The sequence below is a fragment of the Mycetocola sp. BIGb0189 genome, assembly GCF_024810155.1.
GTDB classification, from domain to species: Bacteria; Actinomycetota; Actinomycetes; order Actinomycetales; family Microbacteriaceae; genus Mycetocola; species Mycetocola lacteus.
Map to the genome: position 1 here is coordinate 468,285 of NZ_JANUED010000001.1, position 21,385 is coordinate 489,669.

Consider the following 21,385-nt stretch of genomic DNA (forward strand, 5'->3'; position numbering starts at 1 on the left):
CAGGGGTAGGGGGATAAAAATCTTGGGATCAGCGGCGACGGCCCTCGGTCACCAGCAGCCACAGGAAGTAGCCGCCGCCGAGAATCACGGTCACCAGTCCGACCGGGACCGGGTCGGGGAGGGCGTGCTGGGCGATCGCATCGGCGCTGAGGAGGAGAACCGCGCCGGTCAGGGCGGAGGGTAGAAACGCGATGCCGGCGGCACCGGCGAGGCGACGGGCAATCTGCGGGGCCGCCAGGGCCACAAACGCGATCGGACCGGAAAAGGAGGTCACCAGGGCGCTCAACCCGACACCAATGATGATCGCCAGCAGCCGCGTGCGTTCCACCGCGACACCGAGCTGAGCACCCGCATCATCGCCGAGTTCCAGTAGGCCGAGTGCCGGAGTGATTAGGACTGCCGCGAGAAACAGCACCAGCAGCGGGATGATCGCGATGCTCAGCTGATCCATCCCGGATTTATCCAGCGATCCCGCGCCCCAGAAGCCGGCGTTCACTGCCTGCTGGGTATCGGCGTGCAGGATCAGCCAGGTATTCACCGAGGTCAGCATCGCGGTGACGCCGATGCCCACCACGATCAGCCGAAATCCCACCATCCCGTTGCGATACGCCAGTACGTACACGGCGGCGGCGGTTAGCAGCCCGCCGATGACCGCGCCCGCGGCGGTGGTGACCCCACCGGGGAGATTCAGGACCAGCATCACGATCAGCGCGCCGGTATAGGCACCGGTATCGAACCCGATGATGTCCGGGCTGCCCAGCGGATTGCGGGTGAGGGATTGGAAGATCGCGCCGGCAAGTCCCAGCGCCGTCCCGAAGAGCAGTGCGGTGAGAACGCGGGGGAGGCGCCACTCCAGCACGATCGTGGATTCGATCCCGTGTACGTGCCCAAACAGTGCGCCGGCGACCTGTCCGATGCTCAGGACGTAGTCTCCGGTGGCCAGCGAATAAACGCCCACCGCGATGGCGGCCAGCAGGAGCCCGGCGATCGCGATCAGCGTGCGTCGCGGGACCCGCATCGAGAGTCCTCGGGTGCGCCAGACCACGTGCACGGGTGGGCGCGGTGCCCCGATCCGGCTCACAGTGCGGCCATTCGGGCGCGCCGTGCCAGCAGAATGAGGGCGGGCGCCCCCACAAACGCGGTCACCAGGCCGACCGGCAGCTCGGCCGGCTGCATGAGAACGCGTCCGGCGACATCTGCGGTGAGGAGGAGGCAGGGGCCGAGCACCACCGAGTACGCGAGAATCCAGCCCTGGGCGGGCCCCACGATGGCCCGGGCGACGTGCGGAATCATGAGCCCCACAAAGGCGATGGGTCCCACCAGTGCGGTTGCGGAGCCCGCCAGCAGGGTGACAGCGAGGATGGCCAGGGTACGGGTCAGGGTTGCCCGTGTGCCGAGCGCGGTGGCCACATCGTCTCCGAGGGCGAGGGCGTTGAGCCCACGGGATGCGATGATCGCCAGCACGATACCCACCAGGATGACCGGTCCCACGACCGCCGCCGCCGAGAGCGGCTGGGCGAGCAGACTGCCCGAACCCCAGCCGGCCATCTTCTGGAATGTGGAGGGATGGTTCAGCTGGATTGACGAGGAGATGCCGCCGAGGACCGCGGCCACGCCCACCCCCGCGAGGGTCATCCGCAGCGCGGTGGCACCCTCGCGGGTGCTGGCGCCGATCATCCACACCACCACGGTCGCGATTATCGCGCCGATTAGGGCGAGCCAGAGGTACTCTCCGATCGCGCTCATTCCGAAATAGGCGACACCGACCGTCACGGCCAGCGCGGCCCCGGCATTCACCCCGAGAATGCCCGGGTCCGCCAGAGGGTTGCGGGTGAAGGCCTGGATCACGCCGCCGGCGACTCCGAGGGCAGCCCCGGCCAGCAGACCGAGCACGGTGCGCGGAACACGCAGCCCGGTGATGATCGCGCCGTCATCGAAACGGTCCGGATCGATCAGCGCCGGCACAATATGGGAGAGGGGGACCGGTTTGGCGCCCACCGCGATACTCGCCGCGCACAGCAGCACCAGCACGCAGGCGATCAGGATCAGCCAGCCGAGACGTCGGCCCAGGCGGCCGCGGGTACGCGCGGTCGGCGCGGATGCGGGGGTCGCCGAACGAGCGGGAGAGTCGAACAACACAAACAGCTTTCTGCGTGGTGAGGATGCCGAAGCACACGAAGTGGCTAAGGCTAGCCTTGCCTTGCTGATTCAACGATATTTCCCCGCTCTCACCGTGACAAGAGTGTCGAGAGCCAATGTGTGTTGTTGATCCGCCGCGAGCTGGCGGATCCGCGATATTCCACCGAGCGGATGCCGCGTCCGAGGGGCCCCGAGGGTGCAAAACGCCCCTGCCCGGTGCGGATAACCGACCGAGCAGGGGCGAAGTAATCTACGGCTTGACCAGGACCTTGAGCGCTCGGCGCTCGTCCATCGCCACGTAACCCGAAGGAACGTCCTCAATCGAGACGGTCATGTCAAAGACGCGACCCGGGTTGACGGTGCCATCCAACACCAGGGGCAGCAACGTATTGATGTACTTGCGGACCGGCGCGACACCACCGGTCAGCGTGACGTTGGGCCGGAACAGCACGCGGCCCGCGGGTGCCTCGACGTACTGGGGCACCCCCACGCGGCTGATCGCGCCGCCGGGACGGACCACCCCGAGCGCCTGCTCGTACGCGGGCAGGAATCCCACGGCCTCCAGCACGCGGTGCGCGCCGTGACCGCCGGAAAGCTCGCGCACCTGGGCGATGCCCTCCTCGCCGCGCGCGGACACCACGTCGGTGGCTCCGAACTCGCGGCCCAGGTTGGTGCGGGCCTCGTGGCGTCCCATCAGGATGATCTTCTCGGCGCCCAGCTGCTTGGCCGAGAGGACCGCGAGCAGTCCGACCGCGCCATCACCGATGACCACAACGGTCTCGCCCGGGCGCACGCCCGCGGTGATGGCCGCGTGGTAGCCGGTGCCGTACACATCGGACAGGGTGAGCAGCGAGGGCAGAAGTTCGGAGTCCTCGGTGATGCCGGGAACCGGGATCAGGGTGCCATCGGCCTGGGGGACCCGGGTGGCCTCGCCCTGGCCACCACCCACGTTCTCATCACCCCAGTCACCGCCGTGCAGGCACGAGGTGAACAGGCCCTCGCGGCAGAATTCGCAGGTGCCGTCCGACCAGACAAACGGGGCGATGACGAAGTCGCCGCGGGATACCGTGCGCACGGCCGAACCGGTGTCCTCAACCACGCCGATGAATTCGTGGCCGATCGCGCGCGGGTCACTCCCCGCGGGCTTGTTATGGAACGGGTGCAGGTCCGAACCGCAGATGCAGGCGCGGACGATACGGACAATCGCGTCGGTGGGTTCGAGGATGACGGGGTCGGGAACGGTTTCGATTCGGACATCGCCGGCTCCGTGAATAATCGTTGCGCGCAAGATTGCTCCTTTTTTATCGCGGTCTCCTCGCGGGAGGCACGTCTTCCATTAGACCGCGAACCCGAGCAAACACGAAGTTTGTCCTCAATGTCCGCAACCGGATGTGCCCCAATTTGGGCGAGATTTTCCCGGAACCCCGGGGGAGAACCGGGTCGGATAACACCGCCCAGCTATACCGCAAATCGGGATTTTTATAGTGTCGCCCGCAGGGTCGTGACGCGAAACTCGTCGCCCCATCCAGCAATGATGCTCGAGAGAAGAGGGATCGTCCATGTCGTTACGACGCAGAAGGAAGTTCGCAGCCCTGGTGGCCGGACTGGCCGCGGCCGCACTGATCATGACCGGGTGCGCCGACGGCGGCGGAAAGGAAGGGGCCGAACGCCCGCTTCGCGTGTGGTCGGGTGCGACCTCCCCGATTGCCAACAATTTCAACCCGTTTGCGCCGGGCACGGCCGCCCACTTTACCTACGGGGTGATCTACGAACCCCTGTTTTTCTTCAACCAGCTCGCCGATGAAAAACCCACCGGACTGATCGGGGACTCGTATGAGTTCAGCGCCGACGGGACCGTTCTCACGGTGGCCATCAAGCCCAATCAGAAGTGGTCCGACGGAACCCCGCTCACCGCGCAGGACGTTGCGTTCTCGTTTGGATATGGCTCGAATAAGGCGGACGATCTGGTGTCCGCGGTGGCCACCGATGACGTCACCGTGGCCCTCACCTATACGGTCCCGAAGTTCACCGCGGCGTCTCAGATTCTCGGGGCAACCTGGATCATCCCCGAGCGGATCTGGTCGAGCATCACCGACTTCGCCACCGAGACGAATCAGAAACCGATCGGGTCGGGACCCTATGTGCTGAAGAACGCGACCGATGCGTCGTATACCGTCGAGGCCAACCCGAACTTCCGTGACGGGGCACCCGCGGTCAAGACCGTGCAGAATATCGCGATCGATTCCAACCAGTCCTCCGAGGACCTGTTGAAGACGGGCAAGATCGACTGGGCCGGGCAGTTCATCGCTAACCCCGATTCGATCACCTCGGGCGGGACCATCTCCACCCTCAACCAGCAGCAGGATCCGACGGTCCTGCTGACCTGCTCCTCGACCGCGCTGGGATGTACCGGACCGCAAACCGATCCGGCCGTACGCCAGGCCATCAACGTAGCCATCGACCGCGGGGCCATCGGCTCCAAGGCATTTGCCGGTCAGTCGGGCGTGGTGTCGCCCTCGTTTGCCCTGCTGCCGCGAGACAAGAAGTGGGTGACGGACCCGAAGCTTGAAGCCAGCCCGCAGAAGGCCAACGCGGCCGAGGCCGGAACCATTCTGGAGGCCGCCGGCTATGTCCGGGGTGCCGATGGGTTGTTTGCCAAGGACGGGAAGACGATCGAGATCGAGCTGTTCTCCCCGGATGGCTGGACCGACTATAACGACGCGGCCAAGCTGATCAGTGAGCAGGCGGCCTCCGCGGGAATTCGGATCAAGAATCGCACGGTGTCCCTCGCCGAGTATTGGACCCCGACCACCAACGGAAACTTCCAGATGGCACTGTACGGTGCCCCGCAGTCGCTGGTTGCCGACCCGTATTCGAACTACGAGCGCTTCTTCGCCACCGCCTCCACGGCACCGGTCGGTCAGCCGCCGGCCACGGGCCTGAACCTCGCGCGTTACAGCAACCCCATCGTGGACGCCGCGGTGGCGGAGGCCGGGGCCACCGAGGATGAGGGGGTCAAGAAGGCCGCGTATGCCCGAATCCAGACCGAGATTGCGCGTGACCTGCCCTATATTCCGGTGGTTCTGAACGCGAGCATGTCTTTTTTCAACACCCGGGATTTCAGCGGCTGGCCCGGGGAATCCAACCTCTACGCGGCTCCGTTGCCCTATCTGGCCACGGCCTCGGGTGTGGTGCTCTCGCACCTGAGCCCGGCGAAGTAGCGGGTGGCCCCGCACCGCGTGTGCGGGGCCACCCTGTAACACGGTGAACACATGGGGACGGATTGGAAACATAATCGTGACCAGAAATAAACAAGAAAGTGCTTTACTAGAAACCTCTTTTCCTATAATCTCCTGAGAACAGACAGCAAGGATGCTGTCGAGCAACACCTTTCACCATCCAGCTCTAACGCTCATGAGAAGAGGTTTTACTATGGCCACGAGTCGACGCAAACGACTAGGCATGATGTTCGCCGCCGGTGCGGCAGCACTCGCACTCACCCTGACCGGGTGCGCCAGCAACGGAGAGGGCGGATCCGGCGGATCCGACCGACCACTGCGGGTCTGGTCGGGATCGATGACCCCCATCAACAACAACTTCAACCCGTTCTCCGTGGACACCGCCGCCCACTTCACGTTCGGCCCGATTTACGAGCCCCTGTTTTTCTTCAACCAGCTCTCCGCAGACCCGGCCACCGGCCTGATCGGCGACAAGTACGAGTACAGCGAAGATGGCACCGTCCTGACGATCAAGATCAAAGCCGATCAGAAGTGGTCCGATGGAACAGCCCTCACCGCCAAGGACGTCGCCTTCACCTTCGGCTACGGTCCCAACAAGGACCCCGAGATGGTTTCGGTAGAAGCCACCGATGACACCACCGTTGTCCTCACCTACTCGGTCCCCAAGTTCACCGCCGCCTCGCTGATCCTGGGTTCCACCTGGATCATTCCGGAGCACATTTGGAAGGACATCAAGGACTACACCACCGAGACCAACCCCAAGCCCGTGGGCTCGGGACCCTACGTGCTGAAGTCCTTCAGCGACGCGGCCTACACGGTCGAAGCAAACCCCGAGTACCGTGACGGTGCCCCGGCGGTCAAGACCGTGCAGGTTATCGGTATCGACTCCAACCAGTCCTCCGAGGACCTGCTGAAGACCGGCAAGATCGACTGGGTGGGTCAGTTCATCGCCAACCCCGACGCGATCACCAAGGACGGTCGCATCTCGACCCTCAACCAGCAGCAGGACCCCACCACGATGCTCACCTGCTCGTCGGTGGAGCTGGGCTGCACCGGTGCACAGACCGATCCGGCCGTGCGCCAGGCGATCAACCTGGCCATCGACCGCACCGCGATCGGTGACAAGGCGTTCGCCGGACTCTCCGGTATCGCCTCGCCCTCGTTCGCGCTGCTGCCGCGCGATGAGAAGTGGCTCTCCAACCCGGACCTCGCCAAGAGCCCGCAGGAGCCCAACATCGCCGAGGCCGACGGTATTCTCGAGGCCGCCGGTTACACCAAGGGATCCGACGGATTCTACGGGAAGGACGGCAAGGCCTTCGAGATCGACCTGTTCTCCCCGGATGGCTGGACCGACTACAACGACGCGGCCAAGCTGATCAGCGAGCAGGCAGCCAAGGCCGGCATCCGCATCAACAACCGCACCGTCTCCGAGGCCGAATACTGGACCCCGCTGGCCAACGGTAACTTCCAGATGGCACTCTACGGCGTGACCCAGTCGCTGGTGGCGGACCCGTACTCGACCTACGACCGTTACTTCTCGACCCCGGCCACCGCCAAGGTGGGGGAGCAGCCGGTTAAGGGTGTCAACTACGCCCGCTACAGCAACCCGATCGTGGATGCCGAGGTGAAGGTGGCCGCCGCCACCGAGGACGAGGCCATTAAGAAGGAGGCCTACGCCAAGATCCAGACCGAGATCGCCCGCGATCTGCCCTATATCCCCGTGGTGCTGAACGCCAGCCAGGCGTTCTTCAACACCAAGGACTACACCGGATGGCCGAGTGAGAAGGACCTGTACGCGGCACCGCTGCCCTACCTGTCCACCGCCTCGGCTATCGTTCTCACTCACCTGAAGCCCGCGAAGTAGGAATGGGTCCCATGGCCATCACCACACAAGTAAAGGGGGGTTGAACGTGGTTTTTTATGTTCGACGAATCCTGTTCTACGTCATCACGCTCTGGGCTGCGGTTTCGCTCAATTTCCTTCTGCCACGGTTGTTGCCGGGTGACCCGGCCGCGATCATGCTGGGGAAGCTCCGGCGTGCAAACGGAGGCAGGCCCCTCTCCGAGGAAACCATTCGAGGGATCACCTCGATGCTCGGTGCTGAAAAGGGGATGAGCTTCTGGGACCAGTACATCGCGTACTGGGGTCGGATTCTGCAGGGAGATTTGGGGATCTCCTCGACGCGGTATCCGGCCCCGGTAATCGAGCTGATCGGGGCGGCGCTGCCCTGGACCGTTATTCTGGTCGGCGTCGCCACCGTGCTCTCCTTTGTGCTCGGCATTGTGGCCGGTGCCTGGGTGGGCTGGAAGCGTGGAACCTGGGTGGACCACCTGGTTCCGGCCACCACCTTCCTGCAGTCCATCCCGTATTTCTGGCTGGCACTCGTGCTGGTCGCCGTCCTCTCCGTCCAGTTGGGTGTCTTGCCCATCATCGGCGGATATGACGTCTTTGACTTCCCCGGCGGGCCCGAATGGAGCTGGGCCTTCTTCGGCAGCACCGTGGTCCATGCGATCCTGCCCGCCATCACAATCGTGATTTCCTCGGTGGGTGGCTGGCTGCTGGGCATGCGCAACATGATGGTGCAGACCATGTCCGAGGACTATGTGGTCACCGCCGAGGCCAAGGGCCTTACCCCGAGCCGGATCCGCACCCGCTACGCCGCCCGTAACGCGGTGATCCCGAGCCTGGCCGGCTTCGGAATCGCCCTGGGCTTCGTGGTCGCCGGATCCATCGTGACCGAGCAGGTGTTCAGCTACCCGGGTATCGGCAAGCTGATGATCCAGTCGGTTCAGGGCCTGGACTATTCGCTGATGCAGGGCGTGTTCCTGGTGATCACCCTGGCGGTGCTCGCGGCGAACTTCCTGATGGAAATGATTTACGGATTTATTGACCCGAGAGTGAGACACCGTGGCTGACAACACGACGCCCGAGGTCCCGGTTCGTACCGGACCCACCCCCACCTCCACCCTCGCGACGATTCGGATCGCCAAGAACGACCGCAAGCGTCGGCCGCTGCCGCGGATCTCCGGCAAGCTGCTGACCGGCATCATCATCGTGGTGGTCATCGCACTGTTCGGAATCCTGGCACCGTTCTTTGTGCAGGACCCGCGCTTCTCCGGTAACGACGCGTTGCTGCCACCGGGGGATGGACACATCCTCGGTACCACCAAGCTCGGCTACGACGTCTTCGCCCAGCTCGCCTGGGGTACCCGCGGCTCGCTGTTTGTGGGTGTGGTTGCCGGGGCGCTGGCGCTGCTGCTGGCCATCCTGTTTGGTGTGCTGGCCGGATACTTCGGCGGGGTGGTGGATGAGATCCTGACCCTGCTCACCAACATCATGCTGGTGATCCCCGGTCTGCCGCTGGTCATGGTCATCGCCGCCTACGTGCAGAACACCGAGGGGCTGGGGCCGTTTGCCCGAAGCTCGTTCCTGGTGGCCATCGTGCTGGGCATCACCGGCTGGGCGGGATCCGCAGTGGTCCTGCGGGCGACCGCCAAGTCGCTGCGGATGCGTGACTATGTCGCCGCCTCCCGGGTGGCCGGCGAGCGTCCGCTGCGGGTCATCTTTGTGGAGATCCTGCCGAACCTGGTCCCGCTGCTGGCGGCCCAGCTGATCTTCGGTGTGATCTTCGCGATCCTCGGCGAGGCCGGCCTGTCCTACCTGGGACTGGGCCCGACCGGATCGATCACCCTGGGCACCATGCTCAACGACGCCCAGACCGGTCAGGCCGTGGGTAGCCAGGCCTGGTGGTGGTTCATTCCGCCGGGGGCGCTGATCGCCCTGCTGGGTACCGGACTGTCCCTGATTAACTTCGCGATCGATGAGATCGTCAACCCCAAGCTGCGCCTCGCACCGCAGGCCGCGCGCAACCAGCGCAAGGCCAACCGCGAGGGTCGTAGCGTCAGCGAAAACGGAGCGATCGCATGAGTGCCACCCCGGTCCTCACCGCCCACGGCGTGAGCATTACCTATGAGGTTGACCCGCCCGTGCAGGCCGTCAAGGATGTGTCCCTGACCCTGCACCGCGGGGAAATCCTTGGGCTTGCCGGAGAATCCGGCTGCGGAAAGACCACGTTCGCCTACGGGCTGAACCGCCTGCTCAAGGCACCCGCGGTCATGACCGGCGGTGACGTGGAATTCCACGACGTGGACGGCACCGACATCAACGTGGTGGGTCTCTCCGGTGAGGGGCTGCGCCGCTTCCGCTGGGACAAGGTCTCGATGGTGTTCCAGGGTTCGATGAACTCCCTGAACCCGGTGATGACCGTTCAGGCGCAGCTGGAGGATGTGTTCATCACCCACCGTCCGGGTATGCGCAAGGCTCAGCGTCGCGAGCGCTCGGCGGAACTGCTCGAGCTGGTCGGGGTGGACCCGAACCGCCTCGGGGCGTTCCCGCACGAGCTCTCCGGCGGTATGCGGCAGCGCATCATGATCGCCATGGCCCTGGCGCTCAACCCGCAGGTCATGATCATGGACGAGCCCACCACCGCACTGGATGTGGTGGTGCAGCGCGGAATCATCCGCGAGATCATGCGGCTGCGCGAGCGGCTGGGCTTCGCGGTGATCTTCATCACCCATGACCTGCCGCTGCTGATTGAGATCAGCGACCGGATCGCGATCATGCGGGACGGGGCGATCGTGGAACTCGACGACGCCGAGAAGATCTATCACGACCCGCAGCACGAGTACACCCAGAAGCTGCTGGCCAGCTTCCCCAGCCTGCGTGGCGAGCGGGGCGACTTTGTTCGCCTCGGCCACGGGGAAACACCCGTTTCAGCTCCCACCCCGTCCGGAGGTATCGCATGAGTCACGCCAAGCCCCACGGTCCCTCGACCCTGGAAGTCAGAAACCTTAAGCGCGACTACACGCTGCGCTCGGGCTTCAAGCGCAACGTGCTGCACGCGGTCTCGGACGTGTCCTTCACCCTCGAACCCGGACGTACCATTGCCCTGGTAGGGGAGAGCGGATCGGGCAAGTCCACGGTCGCGCGAATCATCTCGCGGTTGGAAAACGCCACCGGGGGACAGGTTCTGCTCGACGGAACTCCCGCCCCCACGCGGGGCCGCGCCCTGGAGCGCTACCGCTCGAAGGTGCAGATGGTCTTCCAAGACCCGTTTGCCTCGCTCAATCCGTTCCACACGATCCTGCATCATGTGGAGCGTCCGCTGCGCATTCATCACCCGCACCTCTCCTCCAAGCAGATCAAGGAGCGGGCGTATGAGCTGTTGGAGCGGGTGCAGCTGACCCCGGCCTCGCGCTATGCCGACCGCCGTCCGCATGAGCTGTCCGGTGGACAGCGTCAGCGGGTGGCCATCGCCCGGGCCCTGGCCCCGGGGGCGACCTACATCGTGGCGGATGAGCCGGTGTCGATGCTCGACGTTTCGATCCGACTGGGCGTGCTGAACCTGCTGGCCGAATTGCAGCGCAGCGAGGGGCTGGGTGTGCTCTACATCACCCACGACCTGGCCACCGCCCGACACTTCTCCGACGAGATCATGGTCATGTATCGCGGCAAGATTGTGGAGCGTGGCGAGCCAGACTCCGTCATTTTGAACCCCCAGCACGAATACACGCGTACCCTGCTAGAAGCCGCGGCCGATCCCGATCGACTCGGGCAGCTGCGAGCCGAGGTCCGTGCGGAGGGGATAACGACATGACACAGACACACATCGATCCGGGAACATCCACCTGGCTGCGGGTGCAGAACGACCGCACCGCGCTGCACCTGCTGCTGACCCACGGTCCGCTCACGCGGGCGCAGCTGGGGGAGCTGTCGGGGATGTCCAAGCCCACCGCGGGGCAGATGCTGGCGCGCCTGGAGGGCGCCGAGCTGATCGCCCCGGTCGGGGAAGTCTCGGGGAGCCGCGGCCCGACCGCCGTGTCCTACGGGGTGCGGGCGGATCGGATTACCGGGGTTGCGGTGAGCATGCACGCGGGCTTCCTGGAGGCCGTGCTGGTGGATGCCATCGGCACCGAGCATCCCATCGCCAAGATTCCCCTGGCCGGGCGGAAACGCTCGCCCGAGGGGGACATTCGCGCGGCGATCGACGCGGCCTGTGCGGCCGCCGAGGTCTCGGTGGATGCCGTGGCCGCGGTCGCGGTCGGGGTACAGGCGGCGGTGTGGCGCGAACGCGACCGACTCTCGCTGAGCGACACCCTGCCGGGCTGGCCCGCGACCGGTTCGCGGGAGCGGATCGAGACGGCGCTGGGCATCGACATCACCCTGGAAAACGATGTGAACTTGGCCACGATGGCCGAACGCGCCGCCGGTGCCGCACAGGACGCGAGTAGTTTCGCGCTGCTGTGGCTCGGCGAGGGCCTCGGTGTCGGGGTCGACCTGGGCGGTGTGCTGCACCGCGGCGCGGCCGGCGGGGCGGGCGAGATCGGCTACCTGGCGGCGATTCGCCCGGACACCGGAGAACCCGCCGACACCACCGACCTGCTGGGTGGCCCCGCGGTCCTGGAACTGCTGGGCCTGCCACGCACCGGCGACTATGCCGAGGCCGTGCGCGGACTGGGCGACGACCCGGCGGCCCTGGAAGCCCTGGCCGATCGCGTGGCCCTCGCCCTGGACCCGGTGCTCGCGGTCCTGGACCCGGCGCTCGTGGTCCTCGGCGGACCCACCGGCGTGGCCGGCGGAGACGTGTTTGCCACCCGGGTAGCACGGGGCATCACGAGTGATGCCCACCCCGAACTCGCCGTACGCACGAGCCTCACCGGACCCTCGGCGGTGCTCTGGGGTGCACGGCAACTCCTTGTAGACCAGATCCGCCAGCGCCTCGAGGCGCGGATCCTGGTTGGTTAGATCTTCACCCTCTTTATTTAGACGAACGGAAACCTCATGAAACTCGCCATTGTTGGCGGTGGGTCGACCTACACCCCCGAACTGATCGACGGATTCTCCCGGCTGCGCGACGTCCTGCCGCTCACCGAAATCGCACTGGTAGACACCGATCCGCGCCGCCTGGAGCTGGTCTCCGGTGTTTCACGCCGGATGCTGGCCCGCGCCGGACACCCGGCAAAGCTGCTGGCCACCACCGACCTGATTGCCGGTGTCGAGGGTGCCGATGCTGTGCTGATCCAGCTGCGGGTCGGTGGGCAGGATGCCCGCGAATCCGATGAGACCTGGCCCCACGAGGTGGGCTGCATCGGTCAGGAGACCACCGGTCCCGGCGGCCTGGCCAAGGCGCTGCGCACGGTTCCGCTGGTGCTGAGCATCGCCGACACCGTGAAGAAGTACGCCAAGCCCGACGCCTGGATCGTCGACTTCACCAACCCCGTGGGCATCGTCACCCGGGCCCTGCTGCAGGCCGGCCACCGCGCCGTGGGTCTGTGCAACGTGGCCATCGGATTCCAGCGCCGCTTCGCCAACACCCTGGGAGTGGAGCCGGACAAGGTTGAGCTCGGCCACGTCGGCCTCAACCACCTGACCTGGGAGCGTAGCATCCGCGTGGACGGTCAGGACCGTCTGCCGGGACTGCTCCAGAACACCGTCGGGGAGCTCGCGGACGAGGTGGAGCTCCCCGCCGCCCTCCTCAGCCAGCTCGGCGTGGTGCCCTCCTACTACCTGCGTTACTACTACGCGCACGATGAGGTGCTGCACGAGCAGCTGCACAACGAGTCGCGTGCGGCCGCGGTGCGGGCCATCGAAAACGAGCTGCTGGGCATCTACGCCGACGAGAGCGTGGACACCAAGCCGGCGATCCTGGAAAAGCGCGGTGGCGCGTTCTACTCCGAGGCCGCGGTGCAGGTCCTCGCGCTGATGCGCGGCGACCAGGACATCTCGCGTGTGGTCAACCTGCGCAACGATGGCAGCCTGCCCTTCCTGCCCGACGACCACGTGATCGAGGTGCCGGCCAAGTACATCGACGGCAAGTTTGTGGCCGAGCCCATCGACGCGCTGCCGGATGACATTTCGGGTCTGATTTCGGCGGTGGCCGGCTATGAGCGCCTGGCGCTGGACGCGGCGATCAACGGTGGCCGCGACCGCGTGCTGCGGGCGATGCGCGCCCACCCGCTGGTGCTCCAGCACGATCGTGCCGAGAAGCTTACCGACCGGCTGATGGCCGCCAACGCCTCGTTCCTGGAGTGGGCGTGAGTCGCCTCTCGGCCGACCCCTCGGCCCGATATGTGGTCGCCGTAGACGGCGGCGGCTCGAAGACGGATGCGGTCCTGCTGAACCTGAAGGGCGAGCTGATTGCGCACGCCCGTCGGGGTGGGTCCAGTCCGCAGGTTGAGGGATTGGCCGCGTCCGTTCGGACCGTGGACTCGGTGATGACGGCGGTCCTGGAAGGGATCGACCCGTCCGCGCTCGTGCAGACGAGCCTGTACCTGTCGGGGCTGGATCTGCCCCAGGAGATCGCCGATTATCGCGAGGCGGTCAAGGATAAGGCCTGGGCCGGATCCAACCTGCTGCTGGATAACGACCTGTTTGCGCTGCTGCGCGCGGGCAGCGACGCCCCCAACGCGGTGGCAATCGTGGTGGGTACCGGCATGAACGCGATCGGGCTGCGGGCCGACGGCGAAAGCTACCGGTTCACCGCGCTCGGCGGAATCTCGGGCGACTGGGGTGGCGGCGGAAGCCTCGGCAGCGACGTGCTCTGGCACGCCGCCCGGGCCGAGGACGGTCGCGGCCCCAAAACGCTCCTGGTGGATGCGCTGCTGGCGGCCACCGGGGCGGGCAGCGTGCGCGAGGTGACCGAGGATATCCACTTCGGGCGTCGACCGTACTCGATGCTGTCGAGCCTGTCGCCGCTGATGATGTCCACCGCCGCCGCCGGCGACCCGGTCGCCATCTCGGTGGTGGAGCGTCAGGCCGATGAGATCGTGGCTTATGCTCGGGCCTGCATCAACGACCTCGACCTGGCGGACGAGGCCGTGCAGGTGGTGATCGGCGGCGGCGTGGCTCGTTCGCGTGATCCGCTGCTGCTGGCCCGCACGCGTGCGGGCCTGGCCGAAACCGCGGCCCGCGCCGAGCTGGTGATCGTGGATGCGCCGCCGGTCCTCGGCGCGGGCCTGCTGGCCCTGGCCGACGCCGGTGCCGACACCGCGGTGCTGGCACACGCGCGGTCACAGCTGGGGGCGGTCAAGCCCTAGGTTCACGCCTAAACTGGGTGCGGACGCACACGTCGTGCGTCCGCACCCCGAGGAGCACCCGCATGAGCCTGGTTCGGCTGAACGACGTCCACGTCCGCTATGAAAACGCACAGATCCTGCGGGAGGCGTTCCTCAAGCTGGACGCCGGGGACCGGATCGGTCTGATCGGTCGGAACGGCTCGGGCAAAACCACGCTGCTGAAGCTCATCCTGGAGCAGGTGCATCCCGACGCGGGGACCGTGACCCTGGATCCCGACATCAAGATCGGCTACTTCTCGCAGTTTTCCGAGCTGGATGGGACCGCGACGATCACCGAGGTGCTGGATGGCCTGTTTGGCCACGTGCACGCGGTGGAGGCCGAACTGGCCGGGATCGACGCGTCCATCGCCGCGGATCCGATGGGCGATCTGGACGCCCTGATCGAGCGTCAGGCCGAACTCTTCGCCGAGATGGAACGCATCGACGGCTGGGACTACACCCGCAAGATCGAGCGTGCGCTGAGCGTGCTGGGCTTCTCTGAGATCCACCGCGGCATCCCGATCGATTCGCTCTCCGGTGGTTGGCGCAACCGCGCGGCCCTGGCAAAGATCCTGCTCGAAGAGCCCGATGTCCTGCTGCTGGATGAGCCCACCAACTTCCTCGATGTGGCCGGTGTGGAGTGGCTGGAAACCTGGTTCCGCACTTTCCGCGGGGCGGCGATCATCGTCTCCCACGACCGCACGTTCCTCGACGCGGTGGCGACCCGCATCATCGAGGTTGAGAACTATCACGTGCACGAGTATGCGGGAAACTTTGCCGAGTACGTGGTGCAGAAGCAGTTCCGGTTGAAGACCCTGGAACAGCAGTATCAGCATGAGGCCGAGCTGCTGGCGTTCGAGGCCGAGGGGATCGTCGACCGTCGCGAGGCTGCCAAGGCCGGCGGCAAGGGGCTGGGAAAGCAGCTCGCGGGGATCAAGAAGTCCCGCGCTCCGCGCCCGGTCGATGAGATTCTCACCGACATTTACGGTGGACTGCACGTCAAGGATGTGCTGTGCCGGGTCGCCGACCTGAGCAAGTCCTACGGTGAGCGCACCCTGTTCCAGGATGTGGAGTTCGAGATTCGTCGCGGGCACCGAATCGTGGTGATCGGGGCCAACGGAAGCGGAAAATCCACCCTGCTGAAGGTGCTCACCGGTGAGGAGAAAGCCGACCGCGGCGAGGCAGCCTGGGCCGGGGGCGTGCGCACCATCTCCTATAACCGGGTGCTGGAGGAGCTGGACCCCGAGGACACCGTGGCCCACGCGGTCGGCGCGATGCCCGGCAGCCTGGCGCTGCGCGCAACCCGCAAGTCGGTGGGCCGCTTCCTCACCATGTTCCAATTCTCCGAGGCCGACCAGAAGAAGCGCATCCGCGAACTCTCCGGTGGTCAGCGTGCCCGCGTGGCGATGGCGCAGTGCCTACTCTCGGGAGCCTCGGTGCTGCTGCTGGATGAGCCCACCAACCACCTGGACCTGGCCAGTACCCAGGTCATGGAGCGGGCGCTGATCCATTTCCCGGGTGCCGTGGTCGTGGTTAGCCACGACCGTTTCTTCACCGATAAGGTGGCCACCCGCATGCTGGTGTTCGGCGTCGATGGGGCCGCACCGGGAACGGTCGAGGTGCGTTCGGCGTAGACGCTCCAGTTGCGTGTCTAGCTGCTGTGTCCGGGCAGCGGGGGAAGTTGCCCGGACGCAAACTGGGTGAGCACGAGGGGATAGCGATTCGGGTTCATCCGGTCCTCCTCGGCGAGCAGGAGGGTCTGCCGTTCAAGTCGGTGCGAGTAGTCTCCCAGCGTCGGAATCGTCACAATCTGGGTGAGCCCCGAATCCCACGCCAAACCGAGGGCCGACACCGCGAGGCGTTCGGGCGTGCTCTCCAGGGGGACCATGAGCCCCGTGACAACCTCAGAATGTCGATCGTCTAGCCACTGCGAAAAGCGTGGTGTCAAACTCGCTTTCCACGGGCGCTGGGGACCGAAAGTCGGACTGCGCGCGGTTGAGACGGCGTTTACAGCGTCGTTCCACCAGTGTGGCCAGCGGTCCTCCCATTGGGCGGAGAACCGGTGAGTTCCTTCGGAACGAGGCGGCGTCACCAGGCAGCGCGGAGAAATGCCGTCGAGATGAAGCTGCCATGCTTCTCGGATCCACAGCAATTCCAAGAGCTGAATCGGGAGCGATTCCACCCGAATGAGCATGTCGGGTGGCCAGCAATTCGCAGGGGAACTGTTGAAGACGTTCATAGCCAGGACTCGCTAATCAAAGCCGAAGCCAGGGCTGTTGCTGTAGCACACAGACCCGTCGATTAGCGTGATGAGGGCGGTGGGGCTAAACGGCGGCACTACTGCTCTCCCCGGTCCGATCGCGGTGGTGACCCCATAGACATACCAAATCGAGGCTCCAGATCCCTGTGCGTAGTTTTTCTCACCCGACGTAATGAAGCCCTGGGCAGAAACGCGCCACTGATGAAATTGGACCGGAAGCCGCACCGAGTATCCGGTGCGAAAACTGACTTTGTTCTCTTGCCCCTTGCTCCCGTTTAGCCACGCCGTGCCACAATTACCCGTGGCCGTATCACGGGGTTCGAGACCATATTTTGAAGCTTTTTGGACAAGGGACCTTGCTTGTGTCGATTTGGGAATCGAGCGTTGCTTACCGTCTTCGGCCGTTTCAATCGTGAATCCATTTTCGGCCGCAACGGCTACGTTATAGCCCCCAAAAACAAGCGGCGATCCAGGGCCCCAATCTACGGGGTTTTCCCCGGAACCGTTTGAATTTGCGTTGGCCGCTGGCCCCGCGGAGAGTGGCGCGGCAATGAGCAAAATGGTTACGAACTGGAGGCTAAGTAGGCGTTTTATTGAGTTTTTTCGCATGGGTTGGTCCTTCGTGTTGTGGCGAGATGGTTCGATATTTCCCCTGGCCGCTGTATTCGTGCAACGACGAAAGCCAAAATTCAACTTTTAGTCAGTATTGGAAGCAAAATGGGCAGACAATCCGTGGATCGTGAAGTCGCGCCTATTTCGCTGGCGGAAATCTAGGACGTTGCACGCCACGCGGTGCGCTTCCCGTGAATGTGCGCCGCCCCCTTGACCTCACACGTGTGATTGATAGCGTGGGGGGAACAGGAGGTGATCCAGACGGATCAACCCTGCGGCCCATCCGGGGCCTTGGAGTTGTTCCGTTTCTTATGAACACACATCCCACCAGCCCGCGCCGCGATAATCCCGATACCGGATCCGGCCCGGCAGAATCGAATAACCGCCACAACCCGCACGGCGGCGGACCCGACGGTCGGCCCGCCGAGCCCAATGAGCACGAACTCGCCGATGCCTTTGAAGAGGATGGACAGGAGCCAAGTCGCCGCCTGGGGGAACCCGAGCGCGATGATGACGACCTGACCTCGCTGGACGCACCGGACTAGACGCCGGCTGCCATCCGCATCCACACGGGCGCGATGAACCCCGTGTTTATCGCGCCCATTTGCAACCGCACCGAACCGGAGGACCCGGCACGGCCGGGCCCTCCCCGAGAAGGGAGCACCACCATGCCGAACATCGATCCCCGCGTGAAGTACCGCACCGACGCGTTTCCCACCCACGACACCACCCAACCCGGCCTCACCCACGAGATCGAACCCACCCCCGATCACGGCGAACTCACCTACCGTGGACACGGCCGACTCGCCGGACTCACCGCGCTGATCACCGGGGGAGACTCGGGAATTGGCCGTGCGGTCGCCATCGCCTACTCCCGAGAGGGAGCAAATATCGCCATTTCCTATCTTCCCGAGGAACGCGCGGACGCCGAGGAAACCGCCGAACTGGTGCGCGCCACCGGGGTCAACGTGATCCTGCTCCCCGGAGATCTGCGCGAGGAGAGCTACTGCGCCTGGATCGTGGGGGAGACCATCCGCGAGCTCGGGTCCCTCGACATCGTGGTCAGCAACGCCGGCTATCAAAAGCATCGTCCGGGGGTCGAGAACCTCGAACGTGAGGAACTGGTCCGGGTGTGGGAAACCAACCTGTTGGCGGGGCTGCTGGTAACTCGTGCCGCGGTCCCCAGACTCCAACCGGGGGCAAGCATCATCTTTACCGCGTCCATTCAAGGGTATGACCCCTCGCCTTCGCTGATGGACTATGCGGCCACCAAGGCGGGCCTGGTCTCGCTCACGGCCTCCCTGGCCGAGGAGCTCGGGCCGCAGGGAATTCGGGTCAACGCGGTTGCACCGGGACCGATCTGGACCCCGCTGATCCCCGCCACCGGATGGGGAGACGGAATCGCCGATTTCGGCCAGGATACGCCGCTAGGTCGGGCCGGACAGCCCGCCGAGGTCGCCGGCGCCTACGTGTATCTCGCCTCCGAGGACGCGTCGTATACGTCGGGGGCGGTGCTCGCGGTAACCGGCGGAAAACACCTCTAACTGCGCACCGCCTCGAATCAAGTATTTAGAACTTCAGGTACCAAGGGTGTGGCTCATGCTTCAGCCGCACCCTTGGCTACTGATTAACGAACAGAAACTGGTTCACTAGTGAAGACTGGCCTTGCCCTTCAGCATCATGTCGTAGTGTGCAAGGTGTGACGTTGCTTCAAATACGCGTCTGAAAGCTTTTAGGTAGGTATCTTGGGTGATTTCGGAGGGCGAATAGAAAACATCTTCTAAGATCGCATGAGAGCCTTCGTTAATCCAGCTAAAAAGTGATCTGAATACGTAAACTTCTTCGGCGCTCATTACAGTTTCAAATTCCTTATCCCAGATCCCTCCGCCCATAACGCGAAAATAGGTCTCAAGAATTCTCCGCAATATGTTCTCTAGGCCGATATTGCTAGTGGGTTCACCGTCGATTGTTTTTTTGACTTCGCCCCATAAGCGACGATATTCGGAGGTGATTGGATTTGATACATGCTTGGAGATTGAATTCGCCGTATCGGCATTTTTCCGAATTGTGTAATACGACCGGTTTTGCCCTTTATCGCCATCACGCAGGTAAGTGACTTCTTTATGGAAGTAAACGTTGTGAGTCAGCACGATTACTTGCCCGACACGGGCGGTGGGCGATTCACTTCGCTTTATCAATGTTCGAATTAGGCTACTAACGACGAATAGCACATCGGCGTCGAGACTGGAGATTGGATCATCAATTACTGCGACTAGCTGCGACGTATCCTGCTCGTTGCCGGCTTTACCTTCCAACCAATGGTAGAAGTATAGAAACGCAATGAAAGTTCGTTCGCCTTCGCTCAAAGAATGCTCATCCAACACTTCACCGTCACGGTCTAACATGTACCCGTCGGCGAGCTTGTCGGACTCAACGATCCGAAACGACGTGAATCCTGTCCGAGTCAGAATGCTGTTAATCTGTGCAATTACGGGCAGCGACGATTCGACTGATCGATGCAGCTGCTTTTTTTCCTCTTCGAGTTTCAGTAATGTGGCTTGGTGCACCCCAATTTTTTGCTCGAGTTTGGTCTGCGTCGAGTCACGTTTTGCCTTGCTTTTCTGAAACTCTTTGAAAAGTTCACCTAACAATTTAACGCCGAGATATCGTTGGCAACGTTCCATTAGTTCGGGTCTTTCCGTGTTTCGACCCGCTACTAAATCGTTATGGTTCTTGATTTTAGTATTTGAAGACTTGAGCAAAAAGTTGACATCGTCTATGGCTTTTTGCTCGTCAACAATGTCGATTTTAAGCTCAGGGTTAAGCTTCTTTAGCTCGAGATTCTTAATGTTTGTCACTAGAACCTGTTCTAGATTCCGCCGGGCCACCTGCAAGCTATCGATTTCGATGAAGCCGGAAGCATCTTGCTGAGCTAGATCTAAAATCGCCAGGACTGAATTCTTCCATTCAGCGAAGTCTGTCTGCAGCTCTGTGATTTGATTGACTTGCGATTCATACTGATCATCAAACATCGCGGCCAATTCCGACGCGAAAGCCGACGGTAGCTTTTGCTGGCAGAATGGACAGGTGCCATCGGAGTGGTCGATGTATGCGCGGCCGCTGGCGACCCAAGAGCTGCTCGATAGTTTCTCAATCAGTCTTCGAAGTGGAGCTGATTGACTGCCAATGATAGGTTCTGCCAGAAGGCTGAAACCAGCTTTTGAACCGAAATCAAAGTATTGAACAACGGGGATCTCATCAACAGAAGCTGACGTCTTTTCAAATACTGCGCTGGCATCGTGAAGGAGGTCTTCTAACTCTGGAACTATAGTGCTCCCAGTTTCAATAAGTAAGAGCTTGTCCACTAGCGCTTTCTTAGACTTACCGATATTTCCGGAGCCTATTCCTGTAAACGCATGGTTCAGAATCGGATTTTGATCTATGAGGTTTTTGTACGCACTCCAAGTTGCTGTTTGTAGGGCTGAAACCGCATCGGCTTCAGCCATTTCGTTCTTTTCTAGGGTCTTTTCAAGGGCGGTCTTCGCATCCAATGTGCGATCCTGCTCGCCCTTTGGCTTCACAATCTCTTCAAGTCTTTTCGCTGCCTCGACATTTTTTTCACCGAGCACAAATACTCCAGGAATTGATGAAGATTCTGCAAGTATTTTCGATACAAAGTCGTGGTTGTAAACGCGAAATCCCATTGGTAAACCCAACCAGCTAGGCAAGATCGTTGTATCTGATTCCCCAGCTAACGCGCGACTTATCGAGGTTTTTCCAGAACCATTTGGCCCGAAAATGAAACTTGATCGTTCGAGCGAAGGTATCGTGACGGGCTCACTGCCGAAACAAGGTGCGTCAACGATGACTAGCTGTTGGAGCATAGCGGTTAAAGGTCCTTTTCTGAAGGCGGTTTTTGATACCTCAGGAATTCCCAAGGTCGAGGGAAGCCTACAGTTCGTGAACAGCTCAGCGAGGCAATCGAGAAAGGAGCGAAAAGTAGGCCAGAGAAGGGACCGCTC

18 protein-coding genes are annotated in these 21,385 nt (G+C 63.1%); 12 read left to right on the forward strand and 6 right to left on the reverse strand.

From position 1 onward, the window contains the following. Positions 1 to 28: 28 nt before the first annotated feature. From M2390_RS02095 to M2390_RS02105, 3 genes are all read right to left on the reverse strand, one after another. Positions 29 to 1,018 (reverse strand): iron chelate uptake ABC transporter family permease subunit, encoded by a 990-nt coding sequence (locus M2390_RS02095; RefSeq protein ID WP_259176676.1) that lies wholly within the window; start codon positions 1,016 to 1,018, stop codon positions 29 to 31. 59 nt (positions 1,019 to 1,077) lie between these two features. Further along, positions 1,078 to 2,139: an iron chelate uptake ABC transporter family permease subunit gene (locus M2390_RS02100; RefSeq protein WP_259176679.1), complete on the reverse strand. Its 1,062-nt coding sequence runs from the start codon at positions 2,137 to 2,139 to the stop codon at positions 1,078 to 1,080. A gap of 250 nt (positions 2,140 to 2,389) precedes the next feature. Further along, positions 2,390 to 3,427: a zinc-dependent alcohol dehydrogenase family protein gene (locus M2390_RS02105; RefSeq protein WP_259176682.1), complete on the reverse strand. Its 1,038-nt coding sequence runs from the start codon at positions 3,425 to 3,427 to the stop codon at positions 2,390 to 2,392. Between the two features lie 271 nt (positions 3,428 to 3,698). Between M2390_RS02105 and M2390_RS02110 the strand changes: the two genes are divergently transcribed. The 10 genes from M2390_RS02110 (at position 3,699) to M2390_RS02155 (ending at position 16,125) form a co-directional block, all read left to right on the forward strand. Next, on the forward strand, positions 3,699 to 5,360 hold the full coding sequence (locus M2390_RS02110; protein WP_259176683.1) for an ABC transporter substrate-binding protein: 1,662 nt from the start codon (positions 3,699 to 3,701) through the stop codon (positions 5,358 to 5,360). A 211-nt stretch (positions 5,361 to 5,571) separates the two neighbouring features. Further along, entirely contained in the window at positions 5,572 to 7,242 is a 1,671-nt protein-coding gene (locus M2390_RS02115) for an ABC transporter substrate-binding protein (protein ID WP_259176684.1), read from the forward strand. 46 nt (positions 7,243 to 7,288) lie between these two features. Further along, positions 7,289 to 8,293 carry an ABC transporter permease gene (locus M2390_RS02120; RefSeq protein WP_121688480.1) on the forward strand — a complete coding sequence of 335 codons (1,005 nt, stop codon included), beginning with the start codon at positions 7,289 to 7,291 and terminating at the stop codon, positions 8,291 to 8,293. Further along, on the forward strand, positions 8,286 to 9,305 hold the full coding sequence (locus M2390_RS02125; protein ID WP_030143192.1) for an ABC transporter permease: 1,020 nt from the start codon (positions 8,286 to 8,288) through the stop codon (positions 9,303 to 9,305). Before M2390_RS02120 ends, M2390_RS02125 begins: the two co-directional genes overlap by 8 nt. Continuing rightward, on the forward strand, positions 9,302 to 10,183 hold the full coding sequence (locus tag M2390_RS02130; RefSeq protein WP_121688090.1) for an ABC transporter ATP-binding protein: 882 nt from the start codon (positions 9,302 to 9,304) through the stop codon (positions 10,181 to 10,183). The genes M2390_RS02125 and M2390_RS02130 overlap by 4 nt, the downstream gene beginning before the upstream one ends. Further along, positions 10,180 to 11,034: an ABC transporter ATP-binding protein gene (locus M2390_RS02135; RefSeq protein WP_259176690.1), complete on the forward strand. Its 855-nt coding sequence runs from the start codon at positions 10,180 to 10,182 to the stop codon at positions 11,032 to 11,034. The genes M2390_RS02130 and M2390_RS02135 overlap by 4 nt, the downstream gene beginning before the upstream one ends. Continuing rightward, on the forward strand, positions 11,031 to 12,182 hold the full coding sequence (locus M2390_RS02140; RefSeq protein WP_259176691.1) for an ROK family protein: 1,152 nt from the start codon (positions 11,031 to 11,033) through the stop codon (positions 12,180 to 12,182). The genes M2390_RS02135 and M2390_RS02140 overlap by 4 nt, the downstream gene beginning before the upstream one ends. Positions 12,183 to 12,218: 36 nt before the next feature. Further along, positions 12,219 to 13,475 carry a 6-phospho-beta-glucosidase gene (locus M2390_RS02145; RefSeq protein ID WP_030143196.1) on the forward strand — a complete coding sequence of 419 codons (1,257 nt, stop codon included), beginning with the start codon at positions 12,219 to 12,221 and terminating at the stop codon, positions 13,473 to 13,475. After that, positions 13,472 to 14,473 (forward strand): N-acetylglucosamine kinase, encoded by a 1,002-nt coding sequence (locus tag M2390_RS02150; RefSeq protein WP_259176692.1) that lies wholly within the window; start codon positions 13,472 to 13,474, stop codon positions 14,471 to 14,473. The genes M2390_RS02145 and M2390_RS02150 overlap by 4 nt, the downstream gene beginning before the upstream one ends. Positions 14,474 to 14,535: 62 nt before the next feature. Continuing rightward, on the forward strand, positions 14,536 to 16,125 hold the full coding sequence (locus M2390_RS02155; protein ID WP_259176694.1) for an ABC-F family ATP-binding cassette domain-containing protein: 1,590 nt from the start codon (positions 14,536 to 14,538) through the stop codon (positions 16,123 to 16,125). Positions 16,126 to 16,142: 17 nt separating this feature from the next. Here the strand turns inward: M2390_RS02155 and M2390_RS02160 are convergent, their stop codons facing one another. Next, complete coding sequence (locus tag M2390_RS02160) at positions 16,143 to 16,379, reverse strand: hypothetical protein (RefSeq protein WP_259176696.1); 237 nt, start codon at positions 16,377 to 16,379, stop codon at positions 16,143 to 16,145. A 363-nt stretch (positions 16,380 to 16,742) separates the two neighbouring features. Further along, the gene (locus M2390_RS02165) at positions 16,743 to 17,360 is read right to left on the reverse strand and encodes a hypothetical protein (protein ID WP_259176698.1); all 618 of its coding nucleotides are present in this window, start codon (positions 17,358 to 17,360) and stop codon (positions 16,743 to 16,745) included. 314 nt (positions 17,361 to 17,674) lie between these two features. Here M2390_RS02165 and M2390_RS02170 point away from each other — a divergent pair, with 314 nt between their 5' ends. Both M2390_RS02170 and M2390_RS02175 read left to right on the forward strand, forming a co-directional pair. Beyond that, complete coding sequence (locus M2390_RS02170; RefSeq protein WP_030143204.1) at positions 17,675 to 17,908, forward strand: hypothetical protein; 234 nt, start codon at positions 17,675 to 17,677, stop codon at positions 17,906 to 17,908. Positions 17,909 to 18,031: 123 nt separating this feature from the next. Next, positions 18,032 to 18,907 (forward strand): SDR family oxidoreductase, encoded by an 876-nt coding sequence (locus tag M2390_RS02175; RefSeq protein WP_259176700.1) that lies wholly within the window; start codon positions 18,032 to 18,034, stop codon positions 18,905 to 18,907. 105 nt (positions 18,908 to 19,012) lie between these two features. On the opposite strand, the gene M2390_RS02180 is transcribed toward M2390_RS02175, so the two are convergent. Further along, a complete protein-coding gene (locus M2390_RS02180) occupies positions 19,013 to 21,301 on the reverse strand; it encodes an AAA family ATPase (protein ID WP_259176702.1) in 2,289 nt (762 codons plus the stop codon). Positions 21,302 to 21,385 lie beyond the last annotated feature (84 nt).

Excerpts from the sequence above, each read along its gene's own strand:
- M2390_RS02115 (WP_259176684.1), top strand. The coding sequence starts at position 5,572 with ATGGCCACGAGTCGACGCAAACGACTAGGCATGATGTTCGCCGCCGGT.
- M2390_RS02155 (WP_259176694.1), top strand. The coding sequence starts at position 14,536 with ATGAGCCTGGTTCGGCTGAACGACGTCCACGTCCGCTATGAAAACGCA.
- M2390_RS02175 (WP_259176700.1), top strand. The coding sequence starts at position 18,032 with ATGCCGAACATCGATCCCCGCGTGAAGTACCGCACCGACGCGTTTCCC.
- M2390_RS02165 (WP_259176698.1), bottom strand. The coding sequence starts at position 17,360 with ATGCGAAAAAACTCAATAAAACGCCTACTTAGCCTCCAGTTCGTAACC.
- M2390_RS02135 (WP_259176690.1), top strand. The coding sequence starts at position 10,180 with ATGAGTCACGCCAAGCCCCACGGTCCCTCGACCCTGGAAGTCAGAAAC.
- M2390_RS02145 (WP_030143196.1), top strand. The coding sequence starts at position 12,219 with ATGAAACTCGCCATTGTTGGCGGTGGGTCGACCTACACCCCCGAACTG.
- M2390_RS02130 (WP_121688090.1), top strand. The coding sequence starts at position 9,302 with ATGAGTGCCACCCCGGTCCTCACCGCCCACGGCGTGAGCATTACCTAT.
- M2390_RS02095 (WP_259176676.1), bottom strand. The coding sequence starts at position 1,018 with ATGCGGGTCCCGCGACGCACGCTGATCGCGATCGCCGGGCTCCTGCTG.
- M2390_RS02110 (WP_259176683.1), top strand. The coding sequence starts at position 3,699 with ATGTCGTTACGACGCAGAAGGAAGTTCGCAGCCCTGGTGGCCGGACTG.
- M2390_RS02140 (WP_259176691.1), top strand. The coding sequence starts at position 11,031 with ATGACACAGACACACATCGATCCGGGAACATCCACCTGGCTGCGGGTG.
- M2390_RS02170 (WP_030143204.1), top strand. The coding sequence starts at position 17,675 with ATGAACACACATCCCACCAGCCCGCGCCGCGATAATCCCGATACCGGA.
- M2390_RS02160 (WP_259176696.1), bottom strand. The coding sequence starts at position 16,379 with ATGGTCCCCCTGGAGAGCACGCCCGAACGCCTCGCGGTGTCGGCCCTC.